The sequence below is a fragment of the Cellulosimicrobium sp. BMG9.23 genome (genome assembly GCF_059159985.1).
Map to the genome: position 1 here is coordinate 114042 of NZ_JBZGBZ010000008.1, position 25515 is coordinate 139556.

At 73.7% G+C, this 25515-nt stretch carries 26 protein-coding genes and 1 riboswitch; of the genes, 5 read left to right on the plus strand and 21 right to left on the minus strand.

Going from position 1 to position 25515, the window contains the following annotated elements; translation table 11 throughout:
* Positions 1 to 6: 6 nt before the first annotated feature.
* The 3 genes from AC4H2G_RS15200 (at position 7) to AC4H2G_RS15210 (ending at position 3202) form a co-directional block, all read left to right on the plus strand.
* Positions 7 to 1470 (plus strand): outer membrane protein assembly factor BamB family protein, encoded by a 1464-nt coding sequence (locus AC4H2G_RS15200; RefSeq protein WP_494366575.1) that lies wholly within the window; start codon positions 7 to 9, stop codon positions 1468 to 1470.
* 108 nt (positions 1471 to 1578) lie between these two features.
* The gene (locus AC4H2G_RS15205; protein ID WP_494366576.1) at positions 1579 to 1848 is read left to right on the plus strand and encodes a DUF7218 family protein; all 270 of its coding nucleotides are present in this window, start codon (positions 1579 to 1581) and stop codon (positions 1846 to 1848) included.
* Positions 1849 to 1948: 100 nt separating this feature from the next.
* On the plus strand, positions 1949 to 3202 hold the full coding sequence (locus tag AC4H2G_RS15210; RefSeq protein ID WP_494366577.1) for a phospholipase D-like domain-containing protein: 1254 nt from the start codon (positions 1949 to 1951) through the stop codon (positions 3200 to 3202).
* 61 nt (positions 3203 to 3263) lie between these two features.
* On the opposite strand, the gene AC4H2G_RS15215 is transcribed toward AC4H2G_RS15210, so the two are convergent.
* The 11 genes from AC4H2G_RS15215 to clsA form a co-directional block, all read right to left on the minus strand.
* Positions 3264 to 3644, minus strand: coding sequence for a VOC family protein (locus AC4H2G_RS15215; RefSeq protein WP_494366578.1), 381 nt, complete (start codon positions 3642 to 3644; stop codon positions 3264 to 3266).
* A 65-nt stretch (positions 3645 to 3709) separates the two neighbouring features.
* Positions 3710 to 4552: an MBL fold metallo-hydrolase gene (locus AC4H2G_RS15220; protein ID WP_494366579.1), complete on the minus strand. Its 843-nt coding sequence runs from the start codon at positions 4550 to 4552 to the stop codon at positions 3710 to 3712.
* 23 nt (positions 4553 to 4575) lie between these two features.
* On the minus strand, positions 4576 to 7974 hold the full coding sequence (locus tag AC4H2G_RS15225) for a pyruvate carboxylase (RefSeq protein WP_494366580.1): 3399 nt from the start codon (positions 7972 to 7974) through the stop codon (positions 4576 to 4578).
* 149 nt (positions 7975 to 8123) lie between these two features.
* Positions 8124 to 8714: a MerR family transcriptional regulator gene (locus AC4H2G_RS15230; RefSeq protein WP_251150964.1), complete on the minus strand. Its 591-nt coding sequence runs from the start codon at positions 8712 to 8714 to the stop codon at positions 8124 to 8126.
* Positions 8715 to 8901: 187 nt separating this feature from the next.
* Positions 8902 to 9375: a bifunctional nuclease family protein gene (locus tag AC4H2G_RS15235; RefSeq protein WP_494366765.1), complete on the minus strand. Its 474-nt coding sequence runs from the start codon at positions 9373 to 9375 to the stop codon at positions 8902 to 8904.
* 76 nt (positions 9376 to 9451) lie between these two features.
* Positions 9452 to 10213: a transcriptional regulator FtsR gene (gene ftsR / locus AC4H2G_RS15240; protein ID WP_494366581.1), complete on the minus strand. Its 762-nt coding sequence runs from the start codon at positions 10211 to 10213 to the stop codon at positions 9452 to 9454.
* Positions 10210 to 10692, minus strand: coding sequence for an FHA domain-containing protein (locus tag AC4H2G_RS15245; protein WP_494366582.1), 483 nt, complete (start codon positions 10690 to 10692; stop codon positions 10210 to 10212). Before AC4H2G_RS15245 ends, ftsR begins: the two co-directional genes overlap by 4 nt.
* Positions 10693 to 10880: 188 nt before the next feature.
* Complete coding sequence (locus AC4H2G_RS15250) at positions 10881 to 12215, minus strand: DUF881 domain-containing protein (RefSeq protein ID WP_494366583.1); 1335 nt, start codon at positions 12213 to 12215, stop codon at positions 10881 to 10883.
* A gap of 2 nt (positions 12216 to 12217) precedes the next feature.
* A complete protein-coding gene (locus tag AC4H2G_RS15255) occupies positions 12218 to 12550 on the minus strand; it encodes a small basic family protein (protein WP_494366584.1) in 333 nt (110 codons plus the stop codon).
* Positions 12547 to 13503, minus strand: coding sequence for a DUF881 domain-containing protein (locus tag AC4H2G_RS15260; RefSeq protein WP_494366585.1), 957 nt, complete (start codon positions 13501 to 13503; stop codon positions 12547 to 12549). Before AC4H2G_RS15260 ends, AC4H2G_RS15255 begins: the two co-directional genes overlap by 4 nt.
* Positions 13500 to 14111, minus strand: a complete 612-nt coding sequence (gene clsA, locus AC4H2G_RS15265) for a cardiolipin synthase ClsA (protein ID WP_494366766.1) — start codon at positions 14109 to 14111, stop codon at positions 13500 to 13502. Before clsA ends, AC4H2G_RS15260 begins: the two co-directional genes overlap by 4 nt.
* A 424-nt stretch (positions 14112 to 14535) precedes the next feature.
* Between clsA and AC4H2G_RS15270 the strand changes: the two genes are divergently transcribed.
* The gene (locus AC4H2G_RS15270) at positions 14536 to 16461 is read left to right on the plus strand and encodes a DEAD/DEAH box helicase (RefSeq protein WP_494366586.1); all 1926 of its coding nucleotides are present in this window, start codon (positions 14536 to 14538) and stop codon (positions 16459 to 16461) included.
* Positions 16462 to 16622: 161 nt separating this feature from the next.
* Here the strand turns inward: AC4H2G_RS15270 and AC4H2G_RS15275 are convergent, their stop codons facing one another.
* From AC4H2G_RS15275 to rpe, 8 genes are all read right to left on the minus strand, one after another.
* Positions 16623 to 17120, minus strand: coding sequence for a PH domain-containing protein (locus tag AC4H2G_RS15275; protein WP_494366587.1), 498 nt, complete (start codon positions 17118 to 17120; stop codon positions 16623 to 16625).
* A gap of 63 nt (positions 17121 to 17183) precedes the next feature.
* Entirely contained in the window at positions 17184 to 18038 is an 855-nt protein-coding gene (gene hisG / locus AC4H2G_RS15280) for an ATP phosphoribosyltransferase (protein ID WP_494366588.1), read from the minus strand.
* A gap of 106 nt (positions 18039 to 18144) precedes the next feature.
* Entirely contained in the window at positions 18145 to 18408 is a 264-nt protein-coding gene (locus AC4H2G_RS15285; RefSeq protein WP_494366589.1) for a phosphoribosyl-ATP diphosphatase, read from the minus strand.
* Positions 18409 to 18507: 99 nt separating this feature from the next.
* Positions 18508 to 18975, minus strand: a complete 468-nt coding sequence (ribH, locus tag AC4H2G_RS15290; RefSeq protein ID WP_494366590.1) for a 6,7-dimethyl-8-ribityllumazine synthase — start codon at positions 18973 to 18975, stop codon at positions 18508 to 18510.
* Positions 18972 to 20327 carry a 3,4-dihydroxy-2-butanone-4-phosphate synthase gene (gene ribB, locus AC4H2G_RS15295; RefSeq protein WP_494366767.1) on the minus strand — a complete coding sequence of 452 codons (1356 nt, stop codon included), beginning with the start codon at positions 20325 to 20327 and terminating at the stop codon, positions 18972 to 18974. Before ribB ends, ribH begins: the two co-directional genes overlap by 4 nt.
* Positions 20328 to 20389: 62 nt before the next feature.
* The gene (locus tag AC4H2G_RS15300) at positions 20390 to 21001 is read right to left on the minus strand and encodes a riboflavin synthase (protein ID WP_494366591.1); all 612 of its coding nucleotides are present in this window, start codon (positions 20999 to 21001) and stop codon (positions 20390 to 20392) included.
* A gap of 17 nt (positions 21002 to 21018) precedes the next feature.
* Positions 21019 to 22116: a bifunctional diaminohydroxyphosphoribosylaminopyrimidine deaminase/5-amino-6-(5-phosphoribosylamino)uracil reductase RibD gene (ribD, locus tag AC4H2G_RS15305; RefSeq protein ID WP_494366592.1), complete on the minus strand. Its 1098-nt coding sequence runs from the start codon at positions 22114 to 22116 to the stop codon at positions 21019 to 21021.
* A 189-nt stretch (positions 22117 to 22305) separates the two neighbouring features.
* Positions 22306 to 22432: riboswitch (FMN riboswitch) on the minus strand.
* Between the two features lie 278 nt (positions 22433 to 22710).
* Complete coding sequence (gene rpe, locus AC4H2G_RS15310) at positions 22711 to 23376, minus strand: ribulose-phosphate 3-epimerase (protein ID WP_494366593.1); 666 nt, start codon at positions 23374 to 23376, stop codon at positions 22711 to 22713.
* A gap of 53 nt (positions 23377 to 23429) precedes the next feature.
* On the opposite strand from rpe, the gene AC4H2G_RS15315 reads away from it, so the two are divergent.
* A complete protein-coding gene (locus tag AC4H2G_RS15315) occupies positions 23430 to 23993 on the plus strand; it encodes a GNAT family N-acetyltransferase (protein ID WP_494366594.1) in 564 nt (187 codons plus the stop codon).
* On the opposite strand, the gene AC4H2G_RS15320 is transcribed toward AC4H2G_RS15315, so the two are convergent.
* On the minus strand, positions 23990 to 25255 hold the full coding sequence (locus AC4H2G_RS15320) for a type II toxin-antitoxin system HipA family toxin (protein ID WP_494366595.1): 1266 nt from the start codon (positions 25253 to 25255) through the stop codon (positions 23990 to 23992). The two genes, AC4H2G_RS15315 and AC4H2G_RS15320, sit on opposite strands and share 4 nt — an antisense overlap.
* Positions 25252 to 25479, minus strand: a complete 228-nt coding sequence (locus tag AC4H2G_RS15325) for a helix-turn-helix transcriptional regulator (RefSeq protein ID WP_494366596.1) — start codon at positions 25477 to 25479, stop codon at positions 25252 to 25254. The genes AC4H2G_RS15320 and AC4H2G_RS15325 overlap by 4 nt, the downstream gene beginning before the upstream one ends.
* Positions 25480 to 25515 lie beyond the last annotated feature (36 nt).

A 25515-nucleotide genomic window follows, 5' to 3' on the forward strand; every position in this document is an offset into this window, starting at 1 on the left:
CGCTGCATGGTCGCAAACCGGCGCGAGGACGCGCTCCGGCGGCTCGAGCTCGTCGAGACGGACGAGCTCACACCGGACGACGCCGTCCGGCCCGATCCCTCGTACGGACGAGGAGCGACCCCGGACGAGCACTCTCTGCCGGTCGAGCCTCCAGCCGGCAGGACGTGGTCGGCACGACGACGCGTCGTGACGGCCGTGGCGACGGTCGCCGCGGTCGCCGCGCTCTTCGTGGCGAGCAGCCTCTGGCAGTCGCGTGCCGGTCGCCTCGCCCTGCTGGACGCGCACGGCGGGGTCTCGTCGCTCGCGACCCCGCCGGTCGCCCGGTGGGCGACCGCCACGACCGGCCTCGACGCGTGGGCCCTCGGCGACTCCCTCGTCGTCGTGGAGGGGAACGAGGTCACCGGTGTCGACCCGTCCGACGGGGACACGCGCTGGTCCGTCGACCTCGGGAGCCCGCCGCGCTGCGGCCCGTCGCCCGACGACGCGTCGAGCGCACCGCTGGACGAGCTCGTGTGCCTCACCGGCCCGGACGACGACCCCAGCGCCTGGGTCCTGGACGCCGACGGGACCGTGACCTCTCGCACCGGCCTCGGCGACAGGCTCGGGCGGGCGCTCGCCGTGCCGGACGGCCACGTCGTGCGGTGGCAGCGCACGGGCGGGGTGCTGGCGGTCGCCGTGCAGGACGCCGCCGACGCGTCGGTGCGCTGGCGGTCCACGGTCGCCCCGGACGACGTCGCGCGCACGGACCTGTGCCGTCCGCAGGTGGCGGCCTACGCCACGGCTCGCGTCGAGCACGGCCTGATCGTGCTGCGAGGATGCCGGCTCAGCGCCGTGTTCACCCTCGACGGCGCGCGGATCGACGACCGCGCCGATCCCGTGACGTCTCAGGTCCTCGGGTCCCGTGCGGGGACCTTCCTGCGCACGACGAGCAGCTCCGCGACGGGTGCGGTGGAGATCACGGAGCTCGTCCGGACCGACGGGACGGTCGAGCGCATCGTGCCGGGCCGCCCCCTCGTTCCCCTCGCGTCGGACGGCACGGCCGACCCGACGCGCCTGCTCCTCGTGCCGAGCGGCGTCCAGGCGGTCGACCTGTCCGGGAACGAGCGCTGGACCCTCAGCGGCACGGTCTCCCAGGTCGTCGTGGTCGCGAACGGCACCGCGGCGCTCGACCTCGGGTACGTCGTCCTCGGGGTGGACCTCGCCTCGGGTCGCGAGGTCTGGTCGTGGGAGCGGGAGAGTCTCGGGACGACCGACGCCATCGTGGGGGCCTTCACGGACGGGGACGTCGCCGCGCTCGTCATCACCTCCCTCGACGGCTCCGGCGGTGCCCGGGTCGTGGCGCTCGACCTCGAGCATGGCGGCGTGGTCTGGGACGAGGAGTATCCGCTCAGCCCCGCCGGCTTCCGTGCGGTCGGCGGACGGCTGATCCACCTGGACCTCACGCTCGGCCAGCTCGTCGTGCACGAGTGACGTCGGCGCCGGCCCGCGCCGACGTGCGAAGGACGTACCGCACGGCGACGCTGAGAATGTGGGCGGTCGCATGCCACCCGCGCCGTCCGTCGACCGAGGAGGCGACCCATGCCCAAGCGTGACCCCGGACCGAGCGTCAAGGACCCCGAGCTGTACGAGACGCTGCGCGACCAGGGCGACTCGAAGGAGAAGGCGGCGCGCATCGCGAACGCCGCCGCCGGATCGTCTCGGACATCGGTCGGCCGCAAGGGTGGCAAGAGCGGCGACTACGACGACTGGACCGTCGAGAAGCTCCGCAAGCGCGCGGCGGAGATCGGGATCGAGGGGCGCTCCTCGATGCGCAAGGCCGAGCTGGTCAAGGCGCTGCGCTCGCACTGAGGTCATGACGGCGTCTCCGGGCGGCGCGACGGACGGATGTCACCCGCGTGCCCCTCGCCGCTGCGCTCGTGGTGCGGGCTGCGGCGACTACGGTGAGCACGTGCGCATCCTCCCCGACACCTCCTGGCAGCTGGCGCGGCGCATCGTGGCACGGGCGCTCGTGCTGACCGTCGCCGTCCCGGCGACGGTCGCGGGTGCGCTCGTCGTCGCCGACGCGATCCGCAAGCGGCGCAACACGATAGAGGCCTCGTTCCCCCGGTCGGCGCCCGCCGAGGCCGAGGTCGCCGGGACGACGGCCACCGTCTACACGTTCGGCGACGACCTCTACCAGGAGATGCTCGCCGCGATCCGCGGCGCGCAGAGGTGCATCCTCCTCGAGACGTACATCTGGAAGGCCGACGCGGTCGGTGAGCAGTTCAAGCAGGCGCTCGTCGAGGCGAGCGAGCGGGGCGTCCAGGTCTTCGTCATCTACGACGGGTTCGCCAACCTCGTCGTCCCTCGCAACTTCTACGACCTCCCCGAGTCGGTCCACGTGATCCGTTACCCCGTGTTCCGGCCGGGGATCCTCATGCTGAACGTCCGCAAGTCCGGGCGCGACCACCGCAAGATCCTCGTCGTCGACGACAAGATCGGCTTCGTGGGCGGCTACAACATCGGCGCCCTGTACGCGACGCAGTGGCGTGACACGCACGTGCGGCTCGAGGGGCCGAGCACGTGGGAGCTGCGCAACGCGTTCGTCGACTTCTGGAACTCCAACCGTGCCGAGGGCCAGCCGATGCTCGCCGACCCGGGCTCGGTGCACTGGGAGCCGCGCCTGCGTGCCGCGCGCAACGCGCCCGCGCACCTCGTGTTCCCCATCCGCGGCATCTACCTGGACGCGATCGACCGGGCGAGCTCGCATGTCTACATCACCCAGGCGTACTTCATCCCGGACCGGGAGATCCTCGCGTCGCTGCTCACCGCGGCCGCGCGCGGCGTCGACGTGCGCGTGCTGGTCCCGGAGCGCTCCAACCACGTCGTCGCCGACTGGCTGTCCCGCGGCCTGTACACCTCGCTGCTCAAGGGCGGCGTCCGCATCCACCTGTACCGGGACGCGATGGTGCACGCGAAGACCGCGACGATCGACGGCCGGTGGACCACCATCGGGACCGCGAACATCGACCGCCTCTCCCTGACCGGCAACTACGAGGTGAACCTCGAGATCACCGACGAGGGGGTCGCGGAGCAGATGGAGAAGATCTTCGCCGTCGACCTGTCGAACACCCGCGAGCTCACGCTCGCGGAGTGGGAGACACGGTCGCTCGCCGCCAAGCTCGGCGAGGTCGTGCTCACACCGCTGCGTCCGCTGCTGTAGCGGAGCGAGGTCCTGGGGAACCCGCGCGTGCACCCGCTCGTCCGCGCTCGCCCGACGGGGTTCAGGCGTTCGCCCACACGCCGAGCTCGTTGCCGCTCGGGTCGAGGAAGTGGAACCGGCGGCCGCCGGGGAACTCGTACGGACCGTTGACGAGGGTGCCGCCGGCGGCCTTGACCCGGTCCAGGGTGTCGTCGAGGTCGTCGCTGTACAGCAGGACGAGCGGGCCGCCTCGGGTGACGGACTCGGCGAGCAGCAGGCCGCCGGCCTCGTCGGTCTCGCTCTCGGACTCTGCGGCGGTGCGGATGCCCGAGTACTGGTCGCCGTACGAGGTGAAGGACCAGCCGAAGGCCGCGCCGTAGAAGTCCTGTGCTGCGCGCATGTCGGTGACGGAGATCTCGACGTAGTCGATCGTGAGCGGGATGGAGTGCGTGTGCTGTGTCATGGCGACACGTTCCCGCACGCCACCCACAGCGACGAAGAACCGGCCGGTCGTCAGGCCGGCGCCGCTCAGGCATCCTCGCGCACGGCGTCCGCCGCGTCCTCCTCGGGTCGGGGCGGCACCGTCTCGTCGTTCTCGAGCAGCGCGACCTCGGCGTACTCGGGGTGCTCGTGCAGCACCGCGTCCGCCACGGTGTGCGCCTCGACACCCAGGATGAACGACTCCCCCGCGCCCAGCCGCCGGTACTCGTACGTGCCACCCGTGCGCGCGTGGTCGAGGACCCGAGCCACCGACCCGTGCCCGACCTCCGGGAGCAGGGCGTCGTGGACCGGCACGACGACGCGCGGGTCGAGGGCGCGCACGAGGTCGATCGTCTCCCCGATCTTCAGCCACGGTGCGGACACGGGTGCGAGCAGCACGTCGAGCCGCGCACCCTGCAGCACGTCGCTCGAACCGTTCCCGTCCCGCGCGCCCGGAAGGTCGACGGAGTCCCCCGGGTGGTACACCGTCACCCCCTCGCCAAGCACGAGGTACGTGACGTTCGCGATCCGCAGCACGTCGCGGTGGACGAGGGCGTGCCGGCCACCGCCGACCACGACCTCGACCCCGCCCAGCTCGATCCCGTCCCCCGGTGCGACCGTGTGCACGCGCCGCGCCGCGTCGTCGGGCAGGGCCGCGCGCAGGCTCGCGACGACCGCCTCCGGCGCCCAGACCCCGAGGTCGCCGTCCTCCCGCAGGGCCGCGCCGAGCGCCTCCGCGTCGACGTGGTCCGCATGCTCGTGCGTCACCAGGACGGCGTCCGCGCCGCGCAGCGCGCCGGCCGCGTCCGAGAAGGACCCCGGGTCGATCACGACGGTCGTCCCGCCATGACGCAGCGTGACGCACGCGTGCCCGTGGAACGTGATCTGCATGAGCTCCTCCGTCCGGTCCGACCTCAGCCGACGACCAGGACCAGGTCGCCGCCCTCGAGCTGCTGCACCGCACCGATCGCGACTCGCTGCACCGTGCCCGCGACCGGCGACGTGATCGCCGCCTCCATCTTCATCGCCTCGACGGTCGCGACCGTCTGCCCGGCCTCGACGACGTCGCCCGCCACCACGACCGGCGTCACCGCCCCAGCGAACGGCGCCGCGACCTGCCCGGGCTGGGTCGGATCTGCCTTCTCCGCGGCCCGCACGTCGGCGTCGACCGCGCGGTCCCGGATCTGGATCGGGCGGAGCTGGCCGTTGAGCGTGAACATCACGGTCCGCATGCCGCGCTCGTCGGGCGTCCCGATCGCCTCGAGCCCGACGAGCAGCCGCACGCCCCGCTCGAGACCGACCGCGGCCTCCTGCCCGGGCACGAGCCCGTACAGGTATGTCGGGGTGTCCAGCACCGAGACGTCACCGAACGTCGAGCGCACGTGCTCGAACTCCTTCGTCGGCCCGGGGAACAGCAGGTGGTTCAACCGACGGCGGCGCACCGCGCCGGGCTGCGCGAGCTCCGCCTCGTCCTCGTCGGTCAGCGGGGTCACGCCGGCGCGCGCCGCGCGCCCCTCGAGGGCGCGGGACCGGAACGGCTCCGGCCACCCGCCGGGCGGATCGCCCAGCTCCCCGCCGAGGAACCCCACGACCGAGTCCGGGATGTCGAACGCCTGGGGGTTCGCGGCGAACTCCGCCGGGTCTGCCCCGACGCCGACGAGGTGCAGGGCGAGGTCGCCCACGACCTTCGACGACGGCGTGACCTTGACGAGCCGCCCGAGGATGCGGTCCGCGGCCGCGTACATCGCCTCGATCTGCTCGAACTTCTCCCCCAGCCCCAGCGCGATCGCCTGCTGCCGCAGGTTCGACAGCTGCCCACCCGGTATCTCGTGGTCGTACACGCGCCCCGTCGGCCCCGGGAGCCCGGACTCGAACGGCGCGTACGCCCGCCGCACCCCTTCCCAGTACGGCTCGAGGTCGGCCACGGCGCGCAGCGACAGGCCCGTGTCGCGCTCGGTGTGCTCGAGCGCCGCGACGAGCGCCGACAGCGACGGCTGGCTCGTGGTCCCGGCGAGCGCGGCGCTCGCGGCGTCCACGGCGTCGACGCCGGCGGCCGCCGCGGCGAGGAGGGTCGCGGTCTGTCCGCCCGCGGTGTCGTGGGTGTGCAGGTGCACGGGCAGGTCGAACCGCTCGCGCAGGGCGGTCACGAGCCGCGCGGCCGCGCCGGGGCGCAGGAGCCCGGCCATGTCCTTGATCGCGAGGACGTGCGCGCCCGCGTCGACGATGCGGTCGGCGAGGCGCAGGTAGTAGTCGAGCGTGTAGAGGTCCTCGGCGGGGTCGAGCAGGTTGCCCGTGTAGCACAGGGCGACCTCGGCGACGGTGGTGCCGGTCTCGCGGACGGCGTCGATGGCGGGGTGCATCTGGTCGACGTCGTTGAGGGCGTCGAAGATGCGGAACACGTCGATGCCGGTGGCCGCAGCCTCGGCGACGAACGCGCGGGCGACCTGCGTCGGGTACGGCGTGTAGCCGACCGTGTTGCGACCGCGCAGCAGCATCTGGATCGCGAGGTTCGGCATGGCGTCCCGCAGGGTCGCGAGACGCTCCCAGGGGTCCTCCCCGAGGAACCGCAGCGCGACGTCGTACGTCGCCCCGCCCCATGCCTCGACGGACCACAGCCCGGGAGTGGCGCGCGCGACGTGCGGCGCGACCGCAGCGAGGTCGTGGGTGCGCACCCGCGTCGCGAGGAGGGACTGGTGCGCGTCGCGGAAGGTCGTGTCGGTGACGCGCAGGCGCTGCTCGGCGCGCAGGGCACGGGCGAAGGCCTCCGGGCCGAGCTCGAGGAGCTCCTGGCGCGTGCCGGGTGGCGGGGTGATCCCGAGGTCGAGGGACGGCAGCTTGAGCGCCGGGTCCGCCACGGCGCGCGGCGGACCGTTCGGGCGGTTGACGGTGACGTCGCCGACGTAGGCGAGGAGGCGGGTACCGCGGTCGGCGCTCTCGCGCGCGGAGAGCAGCTCGGGCCGCTCGTCGATGAACGACGTCGCGACGTTCCCGGCGACGAACTCCGGGTCGGCGAGCACCGCCTGGAGGAACGGGATGTTGGTGCGGACACCGCGGATGCGGAACTCGGCGAGCGCGCGGCGGGCGCGCCGGACGGCCGTCGGGAAGTCGCGACCGCGGCACGTGAGCTTGACGAGCATGGAGTCGAAGTGGCCGGAGACGACGGACCCGGCGGTCGCGGTCGCGCCGTCGAGCCGCACGCCGGCCCCGCCCGGCGAGCGGTAGGCGATGATGCGGCCCGTGTCGGGGCGGAACCCGTTCGCCGGGTCCTCCGTGGTGATGCGGGTCTGCAGCGCCGCGCCGTTGACGCGCACCTCGTCCTGGCGGATCCCGAGGTCCTCGAGCGTCTCACCTGCCGCGATGCGCATCTGCGCGGACACGATGTCGACGTCCGTGACCTCCTCGGTCACGGTGTGCTCGACCTGGATGCGGGGGTTCATCTCGATGAACACGTGCCGGCCGGCGCGCTCGCCGACGGTGTCGACGAGGAACTCGACGGTGCCCGCGTTCTGGTAGCCGATGTGGCGCGCGAACCGCACGGCGTCCGCACACAGCGCGTCACGGATCGCGGGGTCGAGGTTCGGGGCGGGCGCGATCTCGACCACCTTCTGGTGGCGCCGCTGCAGCGAGCAGTCGCGCTCGTAGAGGTGCACGACGTTCCCGGCACCGTCGGCGAGGATCTGCACCTCGATGTGGCGCGGCCGCAGCACGGCCCGCTCGAGGAACACCGTCGGGTCGCCGAAGGCGCCCTCGGCCTCGCGCATCGCGGCGGCGAGGGCCTCGGGCAGCTCCTCGCGCGTGTCGACGCGCCGCATGCCGCGCCCGCCGCCGCCCGCGACGGCCTTGACGAAGACCGGGAAGCCCACCGCCTCGGCGGCGGCGACGAGCTCGTCGACGTCGGCGGACGGCTCCGACGAAGCCAGGACGGGCAGCCCTGCCTCGCGCGCGGCCTTGAGCGCACGCACCTTGTTGCCGGCGAGCTCGAGGACCTCGGCGGGCGGGCCGACGAAGGCCAGTCCCGCGTCGGCGCACGCCCTCGCCAGGTCCGGGTTCTCGGAGAGGAAGCCGTAGCCGGGGTAGACGGCGTCGGCGCCCGACTCGCGCGCGACGCGCACGATCTCGTCGATGTCGAGGTAGGCACGCACCGGGTGCCCGGGCTCGCCGATCGCGTAGGCCTCGTCCGCCTTGAGGCGGTGCTCGGAGTTGCGGTCCTCCTGCGGGAAGACGGCCACCGTCCGGGCCCCGAGCTCGTAGGCGGCGCGGAACGCGCGGACGGCGATCTCCGCACGGTTGGCGACAAGGACCTTCGAGAACACGGCACTCCATCCGACGGACCGTCCGGCCACGGGTCGGTGCTGTCGACCCCGACCGCTTCCGGCCGATCCTCCCACGCACCCCGGGGCGGGGACCTCGTCGGGCGTGTGACGTGCTCCACAGGGCGACCCGGCGGCCGCACGGCACCCCGTCAGCCGGCGGAGCGTGCCCGACGTCGCGCGGCGAGCTCGTCCTGCTCGCTCACCTCAGGCTCGGCGACGTCCTCGAGCGACTCGGTCGGCAGCTCCGCGAGCGTTCCCTCGACCTCGCGCCACACGCGTCCGACCGCGATGCCGAAGACACCCTGGCCGCCCTGGACGAGGTCGACGACCTCGTCGGGCGACGTGCACTCGTACACGCTCGCGCCGTCGCTCATGAGCGTGATCTGCGCAAGGTCGTCGACGCCGCGCTCGCGCAGGTGCTCGACGGCGGTGCGGATCTGCTGGAGCGAGACGCCGGTGTCGAGCAGGCGCTTGACGACCTTGAGGACGAGGATGTCGCGGAAGCTGTAGAGCCGGTGCGAGCCCGACCCGGCGGCGGGCCGCACGGTGGGCTCGACGAGGCCGGTGCGCGCCCAGTAGTCGAGCTGTCGGTAGGTGATGCCCGCTGCCCGGCACGCGGTGGGGCCGCGGTAGCCGGTGGTGGTGTCCTGCTCGGTGATGTCCTCCCCGAAGAGGAGACCCTGTGCACCGTGCGGAACCGTCGCGCCGGACCCGACGCTCGCCTCACCGCTGCTCTTCACTGTCGCCTCCTGGGGTGTCCTCGTCCACGCTATGGGCGCCGCAGGGGGCCGTCAACGACCGACGAGCCGACGCGTCGGGCGTGTCGCCCACCTCACCCCCTGCTCGGCGGTCCTTCACCCTCGACCTGAGGTCGAAGGTCTTTTCTGTCCGATAGGTCCGGATGTTGCGGCGGTGGTGAACGGAACCTCATTCCTCGGTGGTGAAGTCCTCGGGGGTGACGTGCTCGAGGAAGTCGCGGAACCGTTCGACCTCTTCCTGCTGGGTGACGTCGACCACCTCGACGCCGGCGGCCGCGACCACCTCGGCCGAGCACAGCACGGGACTGCCGGTGCGGACCGCGACGGCGATGGCGTCGGACGCCCGGGAGTCGAGCCGTGCACCGTTGCTGAGGACGAGCTCGGCGAAGAAGATCCCGCCGTCGAGCGCGACGATCTCGGCGCGCTCGAGCCGGACGTCGACGGCCTCGAGGAGGTCGCGCAGCAGGTCGTGCGTCATCGGTCGTGGCGTGGGCAGACCGGCCTGCGCCATCGCGATGGCGCTCGCCTCGCGCGGCCCGATGACGATGGGCACGACGAGGTCGGACGCGCCGTCGAGCAGCAGCACCACGATCTCCTGGTCCCGCTGCTGCTGACGGACGCCGAGGACCTCCACGGGGACCATCGGCACGTCGTCGCTCACCCGTCCACGGTACGACGGTCGCGGGTATCCGGCAGGTCTGGGCGACCGCCTCCTGCGGTCAGCGCGTCAGGTCGTCGATGCCCTGGCGGAGGAACACGGTGTGCAGCCGCGCGCACATCTCGCCGACCTCCCCGGCGACGGTGCCCGCGTGCGCGCGTGCGGACGCGGTCTGCTGGCTGCGCCACGGGGCGACGACCTGGTGCACGAGGCTCACGTGCCGGTCCGCGGCCGTGCGCAACGACCGCAGGTGCCGCGGCTCGATGCCGTACTCCGCGAGACCTGCTGCGAGCACGACGACGTCCAGGGCGTGCGCGTCGAGCTGCCCCCCGGGTGCCTGGGCCAGCACGCCGACCTCGATGAGGCCCTCGACGAGCGAGCGGTCGACGCCGGCGGCGGAGACGAGCGCGTCGACCGTGTACCGCTGGCGGACCGCGGCGGAGCCCGGATCGCCGTCGGCCGTGGCGAGGCGCGGCACGATGCCCTCCGCGGCCGTGCCCGCGTCGAGTGCGGCGAGGTTCTCCTTGATGACCTTCAGCGGCAGGTACCGGTCGCGCTGCTCCACGAGGACGTACCGCAGGCGCTCGACGTCGGCCGGGCTGTACTGGCGGTAGCCCGATGCCGTGCGTACCGGGTCGATGAGGCCTTGCTCCTCAAGGAACCGCAGCTTGGAGTGGCTCACGTTCGGGAACTCGGCGCGCAGCGCGCGCAGCACGTCGGAGATCCGCATCGTCGCGCGCCGGGAGATCCCGTGCGGCCACGGCTCCGGACCGGAGTCCTCCCCCGGGTCCGGGACGCGCACGGCGCTCGTCGACGCGCTCACGACTGCGGGGCCGACCCGTCGGCAGGGGTGCCCGCGTGCGGGCTGGCGTGGAACGTGAGCCGATACTTGCCGATCTGCACCTCGTCGCCCGTGCCGAGCGCGGCGGCGTCGATCCGGCTCCGGTTGACGTACGTGCCGTTGAGCGAGCCGACGTCGCGCACGACGAACCGGTCGTCCTCGCGGACGAACTCGGCGTGCTTGCGGGAGACGGTCACGTCGTCGAGGAAGATGTCGGCGTGCTCGGACCGGCCGGCGACCGTGCGCTCGGCGTCGAGCAGGAAGCGCGATCCCTGCCCGGGGCCGCGCTGCATGATGAGGAGCGCGGAGTGCCGCGGCAGCGCGGCGACGGCGGCGACCTCCTCGGGGCTCAACCCACCGGGCTGGACACCTTCCTCGACAGGTGCCTCGATCCGGCCGAAGCTGATCGTCGTGTCGCTCCCCACCCGGTTCGGCACACCAGCACCACCTGGGACAGTCATCTCGCCTCCTCGGGACTCACGGCGCCCTCCGCGCGACCTGGTTCGTCACGCATCGGAGCTTCGCTCCTTCTGCGGGAAAACTACTACACCCGCAGGTCATGCGGTGCATCCGACGCGGTCCCCCCAACCTACCCGGCGCAGGACAGCACCGGAAGCGTCCCGCGGGACCGGCCGGGGCGGTCACTGCGTCAGTCGTCGGCCGGGACGGGTGTCGCGTACTGAGGTTCGACGGGTTCGCGCGTCGACGTCACGTCGACCGTCTCCTGCTGGCGGATGGTGGTGCGCGCCCCGTCGGCGCGCAGGGTCGCCATCGCACCGCCCGGGATCTCGAGCGCCGTCTCAAGCGTCGACGGGTCGCCGATGACCGTCCACCGGTACGGCGACGAGATCGGCTGGCCGTCGACCACGACCCCGTCGGGGGTGTCCTCGAAGTAGCTGCTCGCCACGAGCCGCACGCCGTTGACCTCCATGGCCTCGGCGCCGGCGTTGCGCAGCTCCTCGAGGACGTTGAACAGGGAGAAGGCGTCGAGGGCGGTCTCGCCCTCGACGACCTCGATCTCGACGCCCGGCCCCTGCGCCGGGAGGCGTCCGGAGAGGATGCCCTGGGTCTGCTCCTGCTGCTGCGCGACCTCCAGCGCTGCACGTGCGCGGCCGGAGCCGGACTGCAGCTCGTCGCGCGTCGCCTCGAGGGACGACACCTGGTCCTCGAGCTCGCCCGACCGCTGCGTCACGTCGTCGAGCAGGCGGACGAGGTCGCTCTGCCGCAGGGAGGACAGCTGATCCTCCTGGGTCTGGCTCACCTGCGCGACGAGCGCGAAACCGACCAGCGCGCACAACAGTCCGACGATGATCTGGGACCGGCTGGCACGGGGCCGCAGCACCCTGCCGAGCCCGCGCAGCCCCTGCGGCTCGGGGAGCGCGCCGGCTCCGTGCCGACCGACCGAGGCCGGTCGGTGCGCTGCGTCGTCCGGCGCGTCGGCGTCAGTGTCGGCAGTGTCGGCCGAGTCGCCCGGGAGTGCGCGGTCGTCGTCGCCGGTGGCGGTCTCCTCCTCAGCGTCGGCTCCGGAGCCCGCGTCGTCCACCGTCGGCTCGACCGACTCGACCGACTCGACCGGCTCGACGGCGTCGGCGTCGCCGGAGTCCTCCGTGGTCTCGTCGGCGTCGCCGCTCTCGAGGGCGTCCGGCGTGGTGTCGTCCGTGACGGCGGAACCGGTCCCCGCGTCCGCGTGCCGGTCCGCGGGCTCGTCCTGGTCGGCGTCCTGGTCGGCGTCCGCGTCCTCGTCCGCGTCGGGTTCGGCGCCGTCCTGCCCGTCGGTCGGGTCGTGCGGCGGCTGGTCGTCGCCCGTGCCGGCGTCGCCGGTTCCGGGGGGCGCCTCGGGCGAGGCGCTCGCGGACTTCTCCTCCGGCACGTCGGGCTTCTCCTCCGGCACGTCGGGGCCCGGCGAGCCGTCCACGGGCGAGTCGTCGGTCGCTGGGGCGTCGTCCGGCTCGTGGCGGGAGGGTCCGGTGGGTGCTGCAGCCACGGTCAGGCCTTGAAGACGTGGCGGCGGATCGCAGCCGCGTTGGAGAAGATGCGGATGCCGAGGACGACGACGACCGCGGTGGAGAGCTGGCTCCCGACGCCGAGCTGGTCGCCGAGGAACACGATGAGCGCGGCGACGACGACGTTGGACAGGAACGAGACGAGGAAGACCTTGTCGTCGAACAGGCCGTCGAGCATCGCGCGCAGGCCGCCGAACAGCGCGTCGAGGGCGGCGACCACGGCGATGGGCAGGTACGGCTGGAGGTAGACGGGCACGGTGGGCTGCAGGACGAGCCCGGCGACGATGCCCACCACCAGTCCGACGACTGCGATCATTCGACGCTCTCCTGCCGCTCTTCCTCGGTGGTGCCGGCCACGTCCCCTGACGCTGGCGCCTCGGGGGTCGACCCGTCGCCGGCGGGGTCCGGGTCGGATTCTACGGGCGCGCCCGGGACGCGCGCGAAGTACAGGGTGGGGTTGGGCCGGCCAGGGATCGCGATCCTGCTCTGCGCGGTCACGCCCGACTGGATGCCGTACTGGGTGCTGAGCAGCCGCAGGTAGTCCGACGCGCCGGTGCGCACGAGCGCCGTCCGCATCGCGTCGCCGTCGCCGACGGCCTCGACGTGGTACGGCGGGACGAGGGGCTGCAGGTCGACGAGGATCGCGTCGCCCGCGCTGCGGATCGCGGACAGTCCCGTCAGTCGCTGGTCGTTGATCGCGACGGCCTCCGCCCCGCCGGACCACAGGGCGTTCACGACGCGCTGCAGGTCGGAGTCCTGGACGAGGTTCGCCGAGGTCGTGTCGTCCGCCCCGATCCCCTCGCTCGCGTCGTCGAGGGTGACGACGACGCCGGGCCCTTCCACGGCCTGGGACCCGGTGGTCGCGCCCTCCTGCTGCAGGTCGGCCAGCACGTCGTCGCTGAGCCCGCCGAGCGCCTCGTCCTGCAGCGCCTCGATCTCGGCGGAGACCTCGGTGGCGCGCGTCACGAGCGTGTCCGCGTCCGCCTGCCGGTCCGTGATCTCCTGCTCGAGCGTCGCGCGGGCCTCGATCACCGCGGGCTGCGGCGCTCGCAGGTCGAGGGTCGCCGCGGTGGTGACGAGACCGAGGACGACGGCGAGCACGACGAGGAAGACGGTCCGTCCGCGCCCACGCGGCGCGTCGCCGTCCGTGGCCCGCCGTGCCGCGGCGGCCGCGTACCCGGGGTCGAGCGGGCGGTGCATCACCTCGTTGAGCAGCGTCATGGACGCGTCGACGGGGCCCTTCCGCACGGGCTGCGGGTCCTGGCTCACGGCGTCTCCTCCGGACGTGGCCCCCGGCCGTCGCGGTCTCCGGTCGCAGCGAGGGATCGGGTCTGCGCGACGTACTGGACGCCGGCGACCCAGTACAGGCCGATGCCCCACCAGGTGAACGCCCACCCGACGACGGCGGCCACGTCGCCGAGCCAGCCCGGCATCTCGGCGAGCAGGAGCAGCGGGAACGCGTACAGGAGCGCGAAGGTCCCGGCCTTGCCCGCGAAGCTCACGGGCAGGGGCCCGTACCCGTGCCGTGCGAGCCACGGCAGCAGGCACACGAGCAGCAGGTCGCGCGCGACGATGACGACGACGAGCCACACCGGGACGACGTCGCGCCACGCGAGGCCGAGGAGCGTCACGAGGATGAACAGACGGTCCGCGGCCGGGTCGAGCATCTGCCCGAGCCGGCTCACCTGGTCCAGGCGACGGGCCAGCACGCCGTCGAGCCAGTCGGACGCCCCCGAGACGGCGAGGACGACGAGCGCCCAGAGGTCGTGACCCTCGACGATGAGGACCGCGAACACCGGGACGAGCAGCAGACGCACGAGACTGATGACGTTCGGGACGGTCACGACGCGCGAGCTCACCTGCTCCCCTGCTGCCACGCTCACCGCCCGTGCTCGTCCTGCCTCGTCCGAGGATCGCGGCTCGCACCGCGCGCCGCGCGACCATCCTACGTACGGCTCACCCCGCCGCGGTGCCCATTTCCGGGCGCGGGGGACGCGCCGTCCGAAATCACCCGCCGCGTCCCGCCGCGTCCCGCAGTGAGTGCACGGTGAGCCCACGGTGAGCGACGTCACCGGCGGCGCCGCGGCCGCGGCGCGCCGGCTCCGGTAGGATGGTGATCACCTGTGGAGTTCGTCGCTCGTCCCGCGTGTTCTGTGAGAGTGGCCGGATCCCCCGCCCGCACGGCCGTCATCGGCCGCGGTCGGCGCCCGGCCAGGTGTGTTCGGGAGTGCGACCTGCGAGAGCCGACCTGGCGACCGCACGCCACTCCCCACCCCGACACGAAACGGTCCTCACCGCCCCATGACTGCTGACGTCGTCGCGCCCTCGCGCGCCCTCGACCCCTCGTCCACCGACTCCACCCCCACCGCTCCTGCCGCCGACGACGCGACGTTCGCGTCCCTCGGGCTCCCCGCGGCGCTCGAGCGTGCCGTGTCCGACCTCGGGTTCGTCACGCCGTCCGCGATCCAGGCGCAGGCCATCCCCGCGCTCCTCGCCGGCCGCGACATCACCGGCGTCGCGCAGACCGGCACCGGCAAGACCGCCGCGTTCGGCCTTCCGCTGCTCGCCGCGGTCGACCCCGCGCTGCGGCGCGTGCAGGCGGTCGTCCTCACCCCGACGCGCGAGCTCGCGATGCAGGTCGCCGACGCGATCGAGACCTTCGCCGCGCAGCTGCCCAAGGTCGACGTGCTCGCGGTGTACGGCGGCTCGCCGTACCAGCCGCAGCAGCGGGCGCTCGCGGCCGGTGCGCAGGTCGTCGTCGGCACCCCGGGTCGCGTCATCGACCACATCGAGCGCGGCACCCTCGTGCTCGACGACGTGCGCTTCCTCGTGCTCGACGAGGCCGACGAGATGCTCCGCATGGGCTTCGCGGAGGACGTCGACACGATCTTCTCCCGCGCGCCGCGCGAGCGTCAGGTCGCCCTCTTCTCCGCGACCATGCCGGCTCCGATCCGCCGCGTGGCGGCCGAGCACCTCACCGACCCGGTCGAGATCGCGGTCTCGCGCCAGTCCTCCACGGTGACGAGCGTCCGCCAGACGTACGCGGTTGTGCCGTTCCGCCACAAGACCGGGTCGCTCGCCCGCGTCCTCGCGACGTCGGACGCCGACGCCGCGATCGTCTTCACCCGCACGCGCGGCGCGGCCGAGGAGGTCGGCTCCGCGCTCGTCGAGCGCGGCATCTCCGCCGCGACGATCTCGGGCGACGTCGCGCAGAAGGACCGCGAGAAGATCGTCGAGCGGCTGCGCTCCGGCGCCCTCGACGTGCTCGTCGCGACCGACGTCGCGGCCCGCGGCCTCGACGTCGACCGCATCGGCCTCGTCGTGAACTTCGACCTGCCGGGCGAGCCCGAGGCGTACGTGCACCGCATCGGCCGCACCGGTCGCGCGGGCCGCACGGGCGAGGCGCTGAGCTTCGTCACCCCGCACGAGCGCGGGCGACTGCGCGCGATCGAGCGCACGACGCGCACGCCGCTCGAGGAGGTCGAGATCCCCTCCCCCGCGGACGTGTCCGCGCACAAGGCGCGCCGCCTGCTCGGCCAGGTGCCCGCGCGTCGTGAGGCCGGGCGTCTCGCGATGTACGCCGACATGGTGCGCGCGGTGGTCGCCGAGCAGGACGTCGACCCGGTCGACCTCGCCGCCGCGCTCGTGGCGCTCGCCGTCGGGGACGACGGCCCGCAGGCCCGCGAGGAGCAGGAGCGCTTCGAGGCGGAGCGCGCCCAGGCGCGCGAGCAGTCACGCTCCGCCCGCACCGAGCGCTCGGGCGACCGTGGCGGCTCGCGCGGCGACCGCGCGTCGGGCCGTCGCGACGGTGACGGGACCCGTGGCATCCGTCGCGACGCCGTCGGCACGCGGTACCGCCTGTCGGTGGGTCACACGCACGGCGCCCAGCCGGGCGGCATCGTCGGTGCGCTGACGAACGAGGCGGGCCTCAACGGGTCGGACGTCGGCAAGATCGACATCTTCCCGTCGTTCTCCCTCGTCGACATCGCCGCGCCGCTCGACGACGCGACGCTCGACCGCATCTCGCGCGCCCGGGTCGCGGGCAAGTTCCTGCGCATCCGCCTCGACGAGGGCGCTCCGCCGGCCCGCGGCCGTGCCCCGCGCCCGACGGGTGATCGTCCCCGCGGCGCCCACGGCCCGTCGGGTCGGACCGACGAGCGTCGCGAGCGCACGGACCGCCACGACGACCGGGGCGACCGCAAGCCGCGCCAGCGCACGGCGTACTGAGCAGCGCATCGGACGGCGTCGTCGTCCACCTGACGGGTGGATGACGGCGCGCCGTCCGACGGCGGGAGGAGGGCCCGGTCTCGGGAACGAGACCGGGCCCTCCTGCGTGCAGGCGATCGCGCGCGCCCGCCCGTCGGTGCCCGCCCGTCGGTGTCTGAGGGTCAGTGCCCGCCGTCGCGCTCGACGGCCTCGCCGTGCGCCTGGACCAGCGCCGCGAGGCGACGCGCCTCGAGGTCTCCGCGGGCGCCGTCGGACCGCTGGATCCCCATCACCGCGAGCGTGGACCCGTCCGCCAGGTCGAGCCGCACCCAGGGGTCGCCGCTGCCGAACCGCACCGACACCACCTGCGCCCACTCGAGCTCGCGCGTGTAGATGACGTTGCGCACCCGCAGACCCGCACGGCTCGGCACGGCGTGCACCCCGCCGAGGCGCCACAGGAGCCATGCCGCGAACAGCGCGAACGTCGCGAGGGAGAGCCGGTTCACCCACGACGTCCCGAGCGGACCGGTCGCGAGCACGCCCACGACGGCGCACGCCCCCACCACGACGACACCGGTCGCCCACGCCGACACCAGGCCGAAGCGCGGCCGGAACACCCGGTACGGGTCGTCACGACGATCACCGGGCAGACCGGCCTCCGGGAACGACGTACCGCTCATGACGTCACCGTCTCACAGGCGACCCGCACACGACCGCGCAGTACAGGCCGCACTGGCACCGGGTCAGAGGCGGGACGCGTGGATCCTCGTCACGAGGATCGCGCGCGCGCCCACGTCGTACAGCGCGTCCATCACCTGGTTCGTCCGGTCACGTCGCACCATCGCGCGCACCGCCGCCCACTCCCGGTCGTGCAGCGGCGACACCGTCGGCGACTCCAGACCCGGCGTGATCGCCACGGCCTGCTCCACGAGCGACACCGGGACGTCGTAGTCCATGAGGACGTACTGCCGGGCCGTGAGCACGCCCTGCAGACGACGGCCCAGCACCTCCACGCCCGCCGGCACGTCCGCCTCCGCGACCGCACGAGGACGGATCAGCACCGCCTCCGACTCGAGGATCGGGTCACCGAACACCTCGAGCCCCGCACCGCGCAGCGTCGTGCCCGTCGACACCACGTCCGCGACGACGTCCGCCACCCCGAGCTGCACCGCAGACTCCACGGCACCGTCCAGGTGCACCACCGTCGCGTCCACACCGTGCGAGCGCAGGTGCCCCTCCACCAGGACCTCGTACGACGTCGCGACCCGCAGACCCTGCACCTGCTCCAACGACGCGACCGTCCCCGCGGGAGCCGCATACCGGAACGTCGAACCACCGAACCCGAGCTGCATGTGCTCCACCGCGTCCGCCCCCGAGTCCAGGAGCAGGTCCCGACCCGTGATCCCGACGTCGACCGTCCCCGACCCCACGTACACCGCGATGTCCCGCGGACGCAGGAAGAAGAACTCGACGTCGTTGTCCGGGTCCGCGAGCACCAGCTCGCGCGAGTCACGACGCTGGCGGTACCCCGCCTCGCGCAGCATCTCGACGGCAGGCTCGGACAAGGACCCCTTGTTGGGGACGGCGATACGCAGCATGGTGGGACCTTCGTTCACAGGAGACGGTGGGCACAGGAGCACGGGAGGACGAACGGACGAGCGGCGCTCGCGGACGGCGGCAGATCACACCGACCATGCGCACCGCTCACAGATGGTCGTACACGTCCTGCAGGCTCAGGCCCTTCGCGAGCATGAGCACCTGCAGGTGGTACAGCAGCTGGGAGATCTCCTCCGCCGTCTTCACGTCGCCCTCGTACTCGGCGGCCATCCACACCTCGGCCGCCTCCTCGACGACCTTCTTCCCGATCGCATGCACCCCGGCGTCCAGCTCCGCGACCGTGCCGGAACCGGCTGGTCGCGTCGTGGCCTTCTCCGAGAGCTCGGCGAACAGGGACTCGAACGTCTTCACACGACCCAGGGTATCCGCCACCCCCGGCCCACCCGACCCGGGTCCGCCCACCGGGCACGACGACACCGCACCGGTGCACCCACGTCACGCCGCTCCACGTCAGAACGACCGCAGAGCCACGACCGTCGCCACCGCCGCCTGCGCCGCCTCCGCACCCTTGTCCTCGCGCGATCCCGGCAGACCCGCACGGTCCAGCGCCTGCTGCTCGTCGTCGCACGTCAGGACGCCGAACCCCACCGGCACCCCCGTCCGCACGCTCACGTCCGTCAACCCCAGGGTCGCGGCCTGGCACACGTACTCGAAGTGCGGCGTCCCCCCACGGATGACCACACCCAGCGCCACCACCGCGTCCGCGCCATGCTCCACCGCCCGCGCCGCCGCCACCGGCAGCTCGAACGACCCCGGCACCCGCACCACCGACACGTGCGACACGTGCGCTGCCGCCAGCGCACGCCGCGCACCCGCCACCAGGCCGTCCATCACCTCCGTGTGCCAGCTCGCCGCGACCACCGTCACCCGCAGCCCCGACCCGTCCACCTCGATCGACGGCGCACCCGCACCACTCATCGCTCCTCCTCCGTCTCGCCCGACTCGTCCAGCACCACGACCCCGGGACCACCCGGGGCCTCGATCGTCTCCAGCAGGTGACCCATCGCCACCTTCTTCGTCACCAGGTACGCCCGGTTGTGCTCCCCGTGACCCACCTCGATCCGCTCCGTCGCCGCCACCTCGATCCCGTGCGCGACCAGACCCGTCACCTTCGCCGGGTTGTTCGTCAACAACGTCACCCGCGACAGCCCCAGGTCCGCCAGGATCGCCGCCGCCGCCCCGTACTCCCGACGGTCCGCCGGCCACCCGAGCTCCAGGTTCGCCTGCACCGTGTCCAGACCCGCGTCCTGCAGCTCGTACGCCCCCAGCTTCGCCAGCAGCCCGATCCCCCGACCCTCGTGCCCCCGCAGGTACACCACCGCACCACCCTCCGCCGCGACCCGCCCCATCGCCACCCGCAGCTGCGGACCACAGTCGCACCGCGACGACCCGAACGCGTCCCCCGTCAGGCACTCCGAGTGCACCCGCACCACCGGCGCCGGTGCCTCGCCACCGGCGCTCGCAGACGGTCGCGTCACGACCGGCTCCCCCGTCACCTGCCCCGCCGGGACCAGCGCCACGTGCTCCGCCCCCGTCCGCAGGTCCCGGTACCCCCGCACCCGGAACATGCCGTGCTCCGTCGGCAGTGCCGCCTCCGCCGTCCGGTGCACCCGTCGCACCGAGAGCCCGCGGTCGACCTCTTCCGGCGCCGCCGGCGCCGGATCGTGCACCCGCCGCCACGCCACGAGGTCCGCGATCGTCAGCAGCACCAGACCGTCCCGCTCCGCCAGCGCCGCCGCGTCCTCCAGACGCATCATCGACCCGTCGTCGTGCACCAGCTCCGCGATGCCCCCCACCTCGCCCGCGCCCGCCAGCCGCACCAGGTCCACCGCAGCCTCCGTGTGCCCCGCACGGTGCAGCACCCCGCCCGGCACGGCCCGCAACGGCAGCACGTGACCCGGCCGGATCAGGTCGCCCGCACCCGACCCCGGATCCGCCAGCACCCGCAACGTCCGGGCCCGGTCCTGCGCCGAGATGCCCGTCGTCACGCCCGACGCCGCGTCCACCGTCACCGTGTACGCCGTCCGCCGCGGGTCCTCGCTCCGCGGCACCATCAACGGCAGCTCCAGCGCGTCCGCCCGCGCCGCCGGCATCGGCGCGCACAGGTACCCCGACGAGTGCCGGATCGTCCACGCCACCCACTCCGCCGACACGTCCCGTGCCGCGAACACCACGTCCGCCTCGTTCTCCCGGTCCGGTGAGTCCGCCACCAGCACCGGACGCCCCGCCCGGATCGCCTCCAGCGCCTCCTCGACCGTGCCCAGGCGCACACCGACCGCGGACGCCGCCGCGGCGCTCGCGGCCTCGAGGTCGCCCTTCACGACGTCGCCGCTCACGACGACGCTCCCGTGGCGAGCAGCCGCTCCACGTACTTCGCGAGGACGTCGACCTCGAGGTTCACGCGGTCCCCGGGGACCAGCGCCCCGAGGACCGTCGCCTCGAGCGTCGTGGGAATGAGGGACACGCCGAACGTCGTGCCGTCGACGCGGGTGACGGTGAGCGAGACGCCGCTCACCGCGATCGAGCCCTTCTCCGCCACGTAGCGCAGCAGCTCCGCCGGCGCGGAGAAGACCAGGTCGTCCCAGCGGTCGCCCGGGTCGCGCCTCGCGAGCGTCGCGACGCCGTCGACGTGCCCCTGCACCACGTGACCGCCCAGCCGGGCGTCCACGCGCACCGCCCGCTCGAGGTTGACGCGCGATCCCGGACGCAGGTCACCGAGCGTCGTGCGGCGCAACGACTCCGGCATGACGTCGGCGCCGAACGTCCCGTCTCCCCCGAGCGCCGAGACGGTGAGACACACGCCGTCGACGGCGATCGAGTCGCCCAGCGCCGCGTCCGACGTCGCGAGCCGCCCCTCGACCGTCAGCACCGCGTCCGTGCCCGCACCGCCCGGGAACGCGATCTCGCGCACCGAGCCGATCTCCTCGACGATCCCCGTGAACATGCGATCTCTCCTGCCTCTCAGCCGATCCGTCTCGACACCGTCAGCGCGTCGTCGCCGACGCGCCGTACCTCTACCGTGCGGAACCGCCGCGCGGCCCCGATCGTCGTCACGCCCAGGTCGCCCACGACGCGCCTCCCCGACCCCAGGAGCACCGGGGCGACGTAGGCGTGCAGCTCGTCGACGGCGTCCGCCGCGAGGAACGCCGTCGCGAGCGTCGGTCCGCCCTCGACGAGCACGTGCCGCACGTCGCGCGCGGTGAGCTCCGCGAGGACCTCGACCACGTCGTGCGTGCGCACGTGCACGAGGGCCCCGCCCTCGCCGCGCAGCCGTGCCCGCTGCGGGACCTCGGAGCGCGCGACGACGACGCGCAGCGGCTGGTGGTCGGCAAGCCGCTCGATGCCGTCAGGGCCTATCGCGCGCGCGGTGAGCGCCGGGTCGTCGGCCCGGACGGTGCCGGACCCGACAGCGATCGCGTCGACCGTCGCCCGGACGCGGTGGGCGTGCGCGCGCGCCTCCGGGCCGGTGATCCACCGGCTCGTGCCGTCCTGTGCCGCGACGAACCCGTCGAGCGACGTCGCGGTCTTCAGCGTGACGTACGGGGTGCCTCGTGCGGCCGCGGTGAGCCACACGTGCAGCAGGGCCGTCCCCTCGGCCGCCCGTACGCCCCGCACGACGCGGACACCGGCGGCGCGCAGGCGCGCGGCACCGCCCGCCGCGGCCGGGTTCGGGTCGTCGACGGCGTGCACCACCTCGGCCACGCCGGCGGCGAGAAGCGCGTCCGCGCAGGGCGGGGTACGTCCGGTGTGGGCGCACGGCTCGAGGGTCACGACCGCCGTCGCACCACGGACGTCGATCCCGCGCTCCCGGGCGTCCGCCAGCGCTGCGGCCTCCGCGTGCGGCGTGCCGGCGCCCCGGTGGTACCCCTCGGCGAGCACGAGCCGCGCCCGGGCGTCGTCGGCGTCGGGGGCCGCGTCGTCGGGCCCGCGGTCCGCGCCCGAGGGCGGAGCGAGCAGGACGCAGCCGACGCGCGGGTTGGGGCCGTACGCCGGTCCCCGCCTCGCGAGCTCGAGCGCGCGCGACATCGCGCCGTCGATGGTCAGGTGCTGCGACCCCATCGGTCCTCGACCTCGTCCTTGCCGGGCACGGGTACTCCGGGGCGAGGGCGGGCGGGATCGGCGGTCCCCGTCAAGGGCCGACGACGTCGCTCACCACGGCGGGTCGGCTCACGGGGGTGGTCGGTCACGAGAGCCCGGACCACCGCCCGGCACCCACGTGGCCGGCACCCGCGAGGGGTCGACCGCGCCGCACGTGCTTCCTCCCATCCGGACTTTCACCGTCGGTCCTGGAGTTCCACCAGGTCAACCGCGCGTAGGGCGCGGGTCGCGGACTGTCACCGCCGGCTCGGAATTGCACCGACCCCGGAGCACGTTCGTGCGTACTGCTGCCGTCCAGGATGCCACACCGCCGCACCGCCTCCCCCACGGTCCGGTGACCGGACGAACGTGAACGCGGAGGCCGACGCGGGCCCCTGAGGCACGGGCTCGACGGTCCAGTGCCGACGCGTGAGCTCTGCCCGCCGCCGGTCTGTGCTCTGTGGTGGGCCGGTGTGTCTGGCGATGGGGTGTGATGTGCGCTTGGCACACTATTTTATCGAACGAGGATGACCGGCAGTCGTGCGGCGCTCTCCGGCCGAGCCCTCCCCGGGCGCGTCAGTGGGCGTGCGCGGACTCGGCCAGGCCCCGCAGGGTCTGGATCTCCCCCGGGATGCTCTCGGCCCCGTAGACGGCGGAACCCGCCACGAAGACGTTCGCACCGGCGTCGGCCGCCCGCTCGATCGTGTCGCGGGACACTCCCCCGTCGACCTGGATCCACACGTCCAGGCCCGCCTCGCTCACGGCCTGCCGAGCGCGCCGGATCTTGGGCAGCGTGCCGTCGATGAACGACTGCCCGCCGAAGCCCGGCTCGACGGTCATGACGAGGATCATGTCGACCTCGGACAGCAGGTCGAGGAACGGCTCCACCGGCGTCGCGGGGCGCAGCGCGACGCCCGCCCGGGCACCCAGGCGACGCAGCTCGCGCGCGAGCCGCACGGGCGCCGTCGCCGCCTCGGCGTGGAACGTCACGGACGCGGCACCGGCCTCGGCGTACGCGGGCGCCCAGCGGTCCGGGTCGTCGATCATGAGGTGCGCGTCGATCGGCACGGGTGACACCTGCGCCAGGCGCTCGAACACCGGCAGGCCCAGCGTGAGGTTCGGCACGAAGTGGTTGTCCATGACGTCGACGTGGGCGTAGTCCGCCGTCTCGATCGCGCGGAGGTCCCGCTCGAGGTTCGCGAAGTCGGCGGACAGGATGCTCGGGGCGATGAGGGCTGCCATGGGCACCAGCCTAGGGGTGCCGCCCACGACCGGCCGCGCCCTAGGCTCCCCCCGTGGACTCCTCCCCCGCCCTGCCGCGTGCCGCCGTCCGTCCTCTCGTCGTCGCCGATCTGCCCCGCGTCGCGGAGATCTTCGCCCCGTTCGTCCGGGACACGCAGGTGACGTTCGAGGAGCAGCCCTGGGACGTCGCGCGCTGGGACGCCAAGCGGTGCGACCTCGCGGCCGCGGGCCTGCCGTTCCTCGTGGCGGAGGTCGGCGGCGACGTCGCCGGCTTCGCGTACGCGGGACCGTGGAGGCCGAAGGCGGCGTACCGGCACACGGTCGAGGACACGATCTACCTCGACCCCCGGTACGCCGGACAGGGCGTCGGGACAGCGCTCCTCGGCGCCCTGCTCGACGCCGCGGCGCGCGCCGGCGCCTGCCAGGTCGTCTCCGTCGTCGCGGACGTCCCGGAGGCAGCCGCGTCGTTCCCGCTGCACCGGCGCCTGGGCTTCGTCGAGGTGGGCAGGCTGACCGCCGTCGGGTTCAAGCACGGCCGCTGGGTCGACACGATCCTCCTGCAGCGCGCCCTGGAGGCGCCTGCGGACCACGAGACGGTGAGCACCACCCTCGTCTAGAGCTCTGCCGCCTCGCGGCGCAGGGTGGCCGTCCGCTGCTCCACGGTCCGCCACGCCTGCCGCCCGACGCCGGGATGGAGGTCGCGGTCGACGTCCGCGAGCGCCGCGGTGAGGTCGTCGAGGGTCTGGGTGACGGCGCGTCGGGCGCGGCGGGGCGGCAGTCCCCAGGAGATGCCCTCGGCGACGAGGTGGGCGCTGGTGAGGGCGTCCATGTCGCGGGTGCCGGCGACGTCCATGGCGAAGGTGCGTGAGGCGTGGTGGTGGTGCAGGTGCATGGAGACGTCGTAGGCGGGGGCGAGTCGGACGGTGCCGTCGTCGTGGCGCAGGAGAGAGATGTTCTTGGCGTGGGCGTCGGTGTTGCCGAGGGCGAGGTTGAAGGTGGTGAGGGCGAGGAGGGGGTCGGGGCGGGTGCCGTCGTCGCGCAGGACGCGGGAGATGCGGGCGAGGGAGGGCAGGGTGCGGCCGTGCTGGAACTTGCGTTCGGGGTCGCGGGTGTTGATGCCGAGGGCCTGGGCGGTGTCCTCCTGGTGGAGGCGTCGGGTGCCGGTGGGGTCGGGGACGCGGTCGTAGCGGGTGACGACGAGGCAGCGTTCGCCGTCGAGCTCGGTGACGTGGGCGTCGACGGTGGTGAGGCCGGTGCGGCGGGCGAGGTCGAGGGCGGCGGCCTCGGTGTTGACGAGGTCGGCGGTGGGTGAGTCGGCAGGGCGGGCGACCTTGAGGATGTGGGTGGTGGGGGTGGCGCCGTGGGGACTGGCCCAGCCGTGGTCGTCGTGGAGGAGGGTGATCTTGGGTTCCATGCCGGGCAGGGAGCTGGTGAGGTGCTCGCTGCGGCCGATGCCGCCGGCGCGGGCGACGCTCTCGCGGAGGAGGCGTGCGACGTCGGCGTCGTCGAGTCGTTCGGGTGCTCGGGGTGCACGGCGGGGTGCGTCGGGTGGGCGGAGCTCGACGGCGCCGATGGTGTCGCCGCCGTAGGCGGTGAAGAAGGAGAGGTGGTCCTCGGGGTCGACGCCGGCTTCCATCGCCATCTGGTCGCGGGTGCGTCCTTCGGGCATGAGCCCGTCGAGCCAGGCGGTGGCGCGGGCGGGGTGGGGTGGTGCGTCGGGGTCCATGGGCAGGAGGTGGGAGAGGGTGCGGGCCCCGTGGCCCCAGCGGGCGAGCGCGTCGTCGGTCCAGGTGAGGTCGACGCGGCCGTCGCGGCGGCGGGTGAGGTGCCCGGTGGGGGTGTCGTAGAGCCAGAGCTCGAGGGCGTCGGGTCGGGTCACGGGTGGTCCTGGAGCTGCATGGTGGCGCCGAGCTCGTCGAGGACCTCGAAGAGGCGGGTGACGTAGAGGTTCTCGACGCCGTTCTCGAACTCGGAGAGGTACTGGCGGCTGATGCCGAGCTCGTCGGCGAGCTGTGCCTGGGTGAGTCCGCGGGCGCGGCGGGCGCGGCGGACGAAGGCGCCGAGGTCGCGGGCGCTGCGGGCGGTGGTGGGTCGTGCGGTCATGTGCGGTCCTCTCGCCGTCCGCACGCGCACGGCATG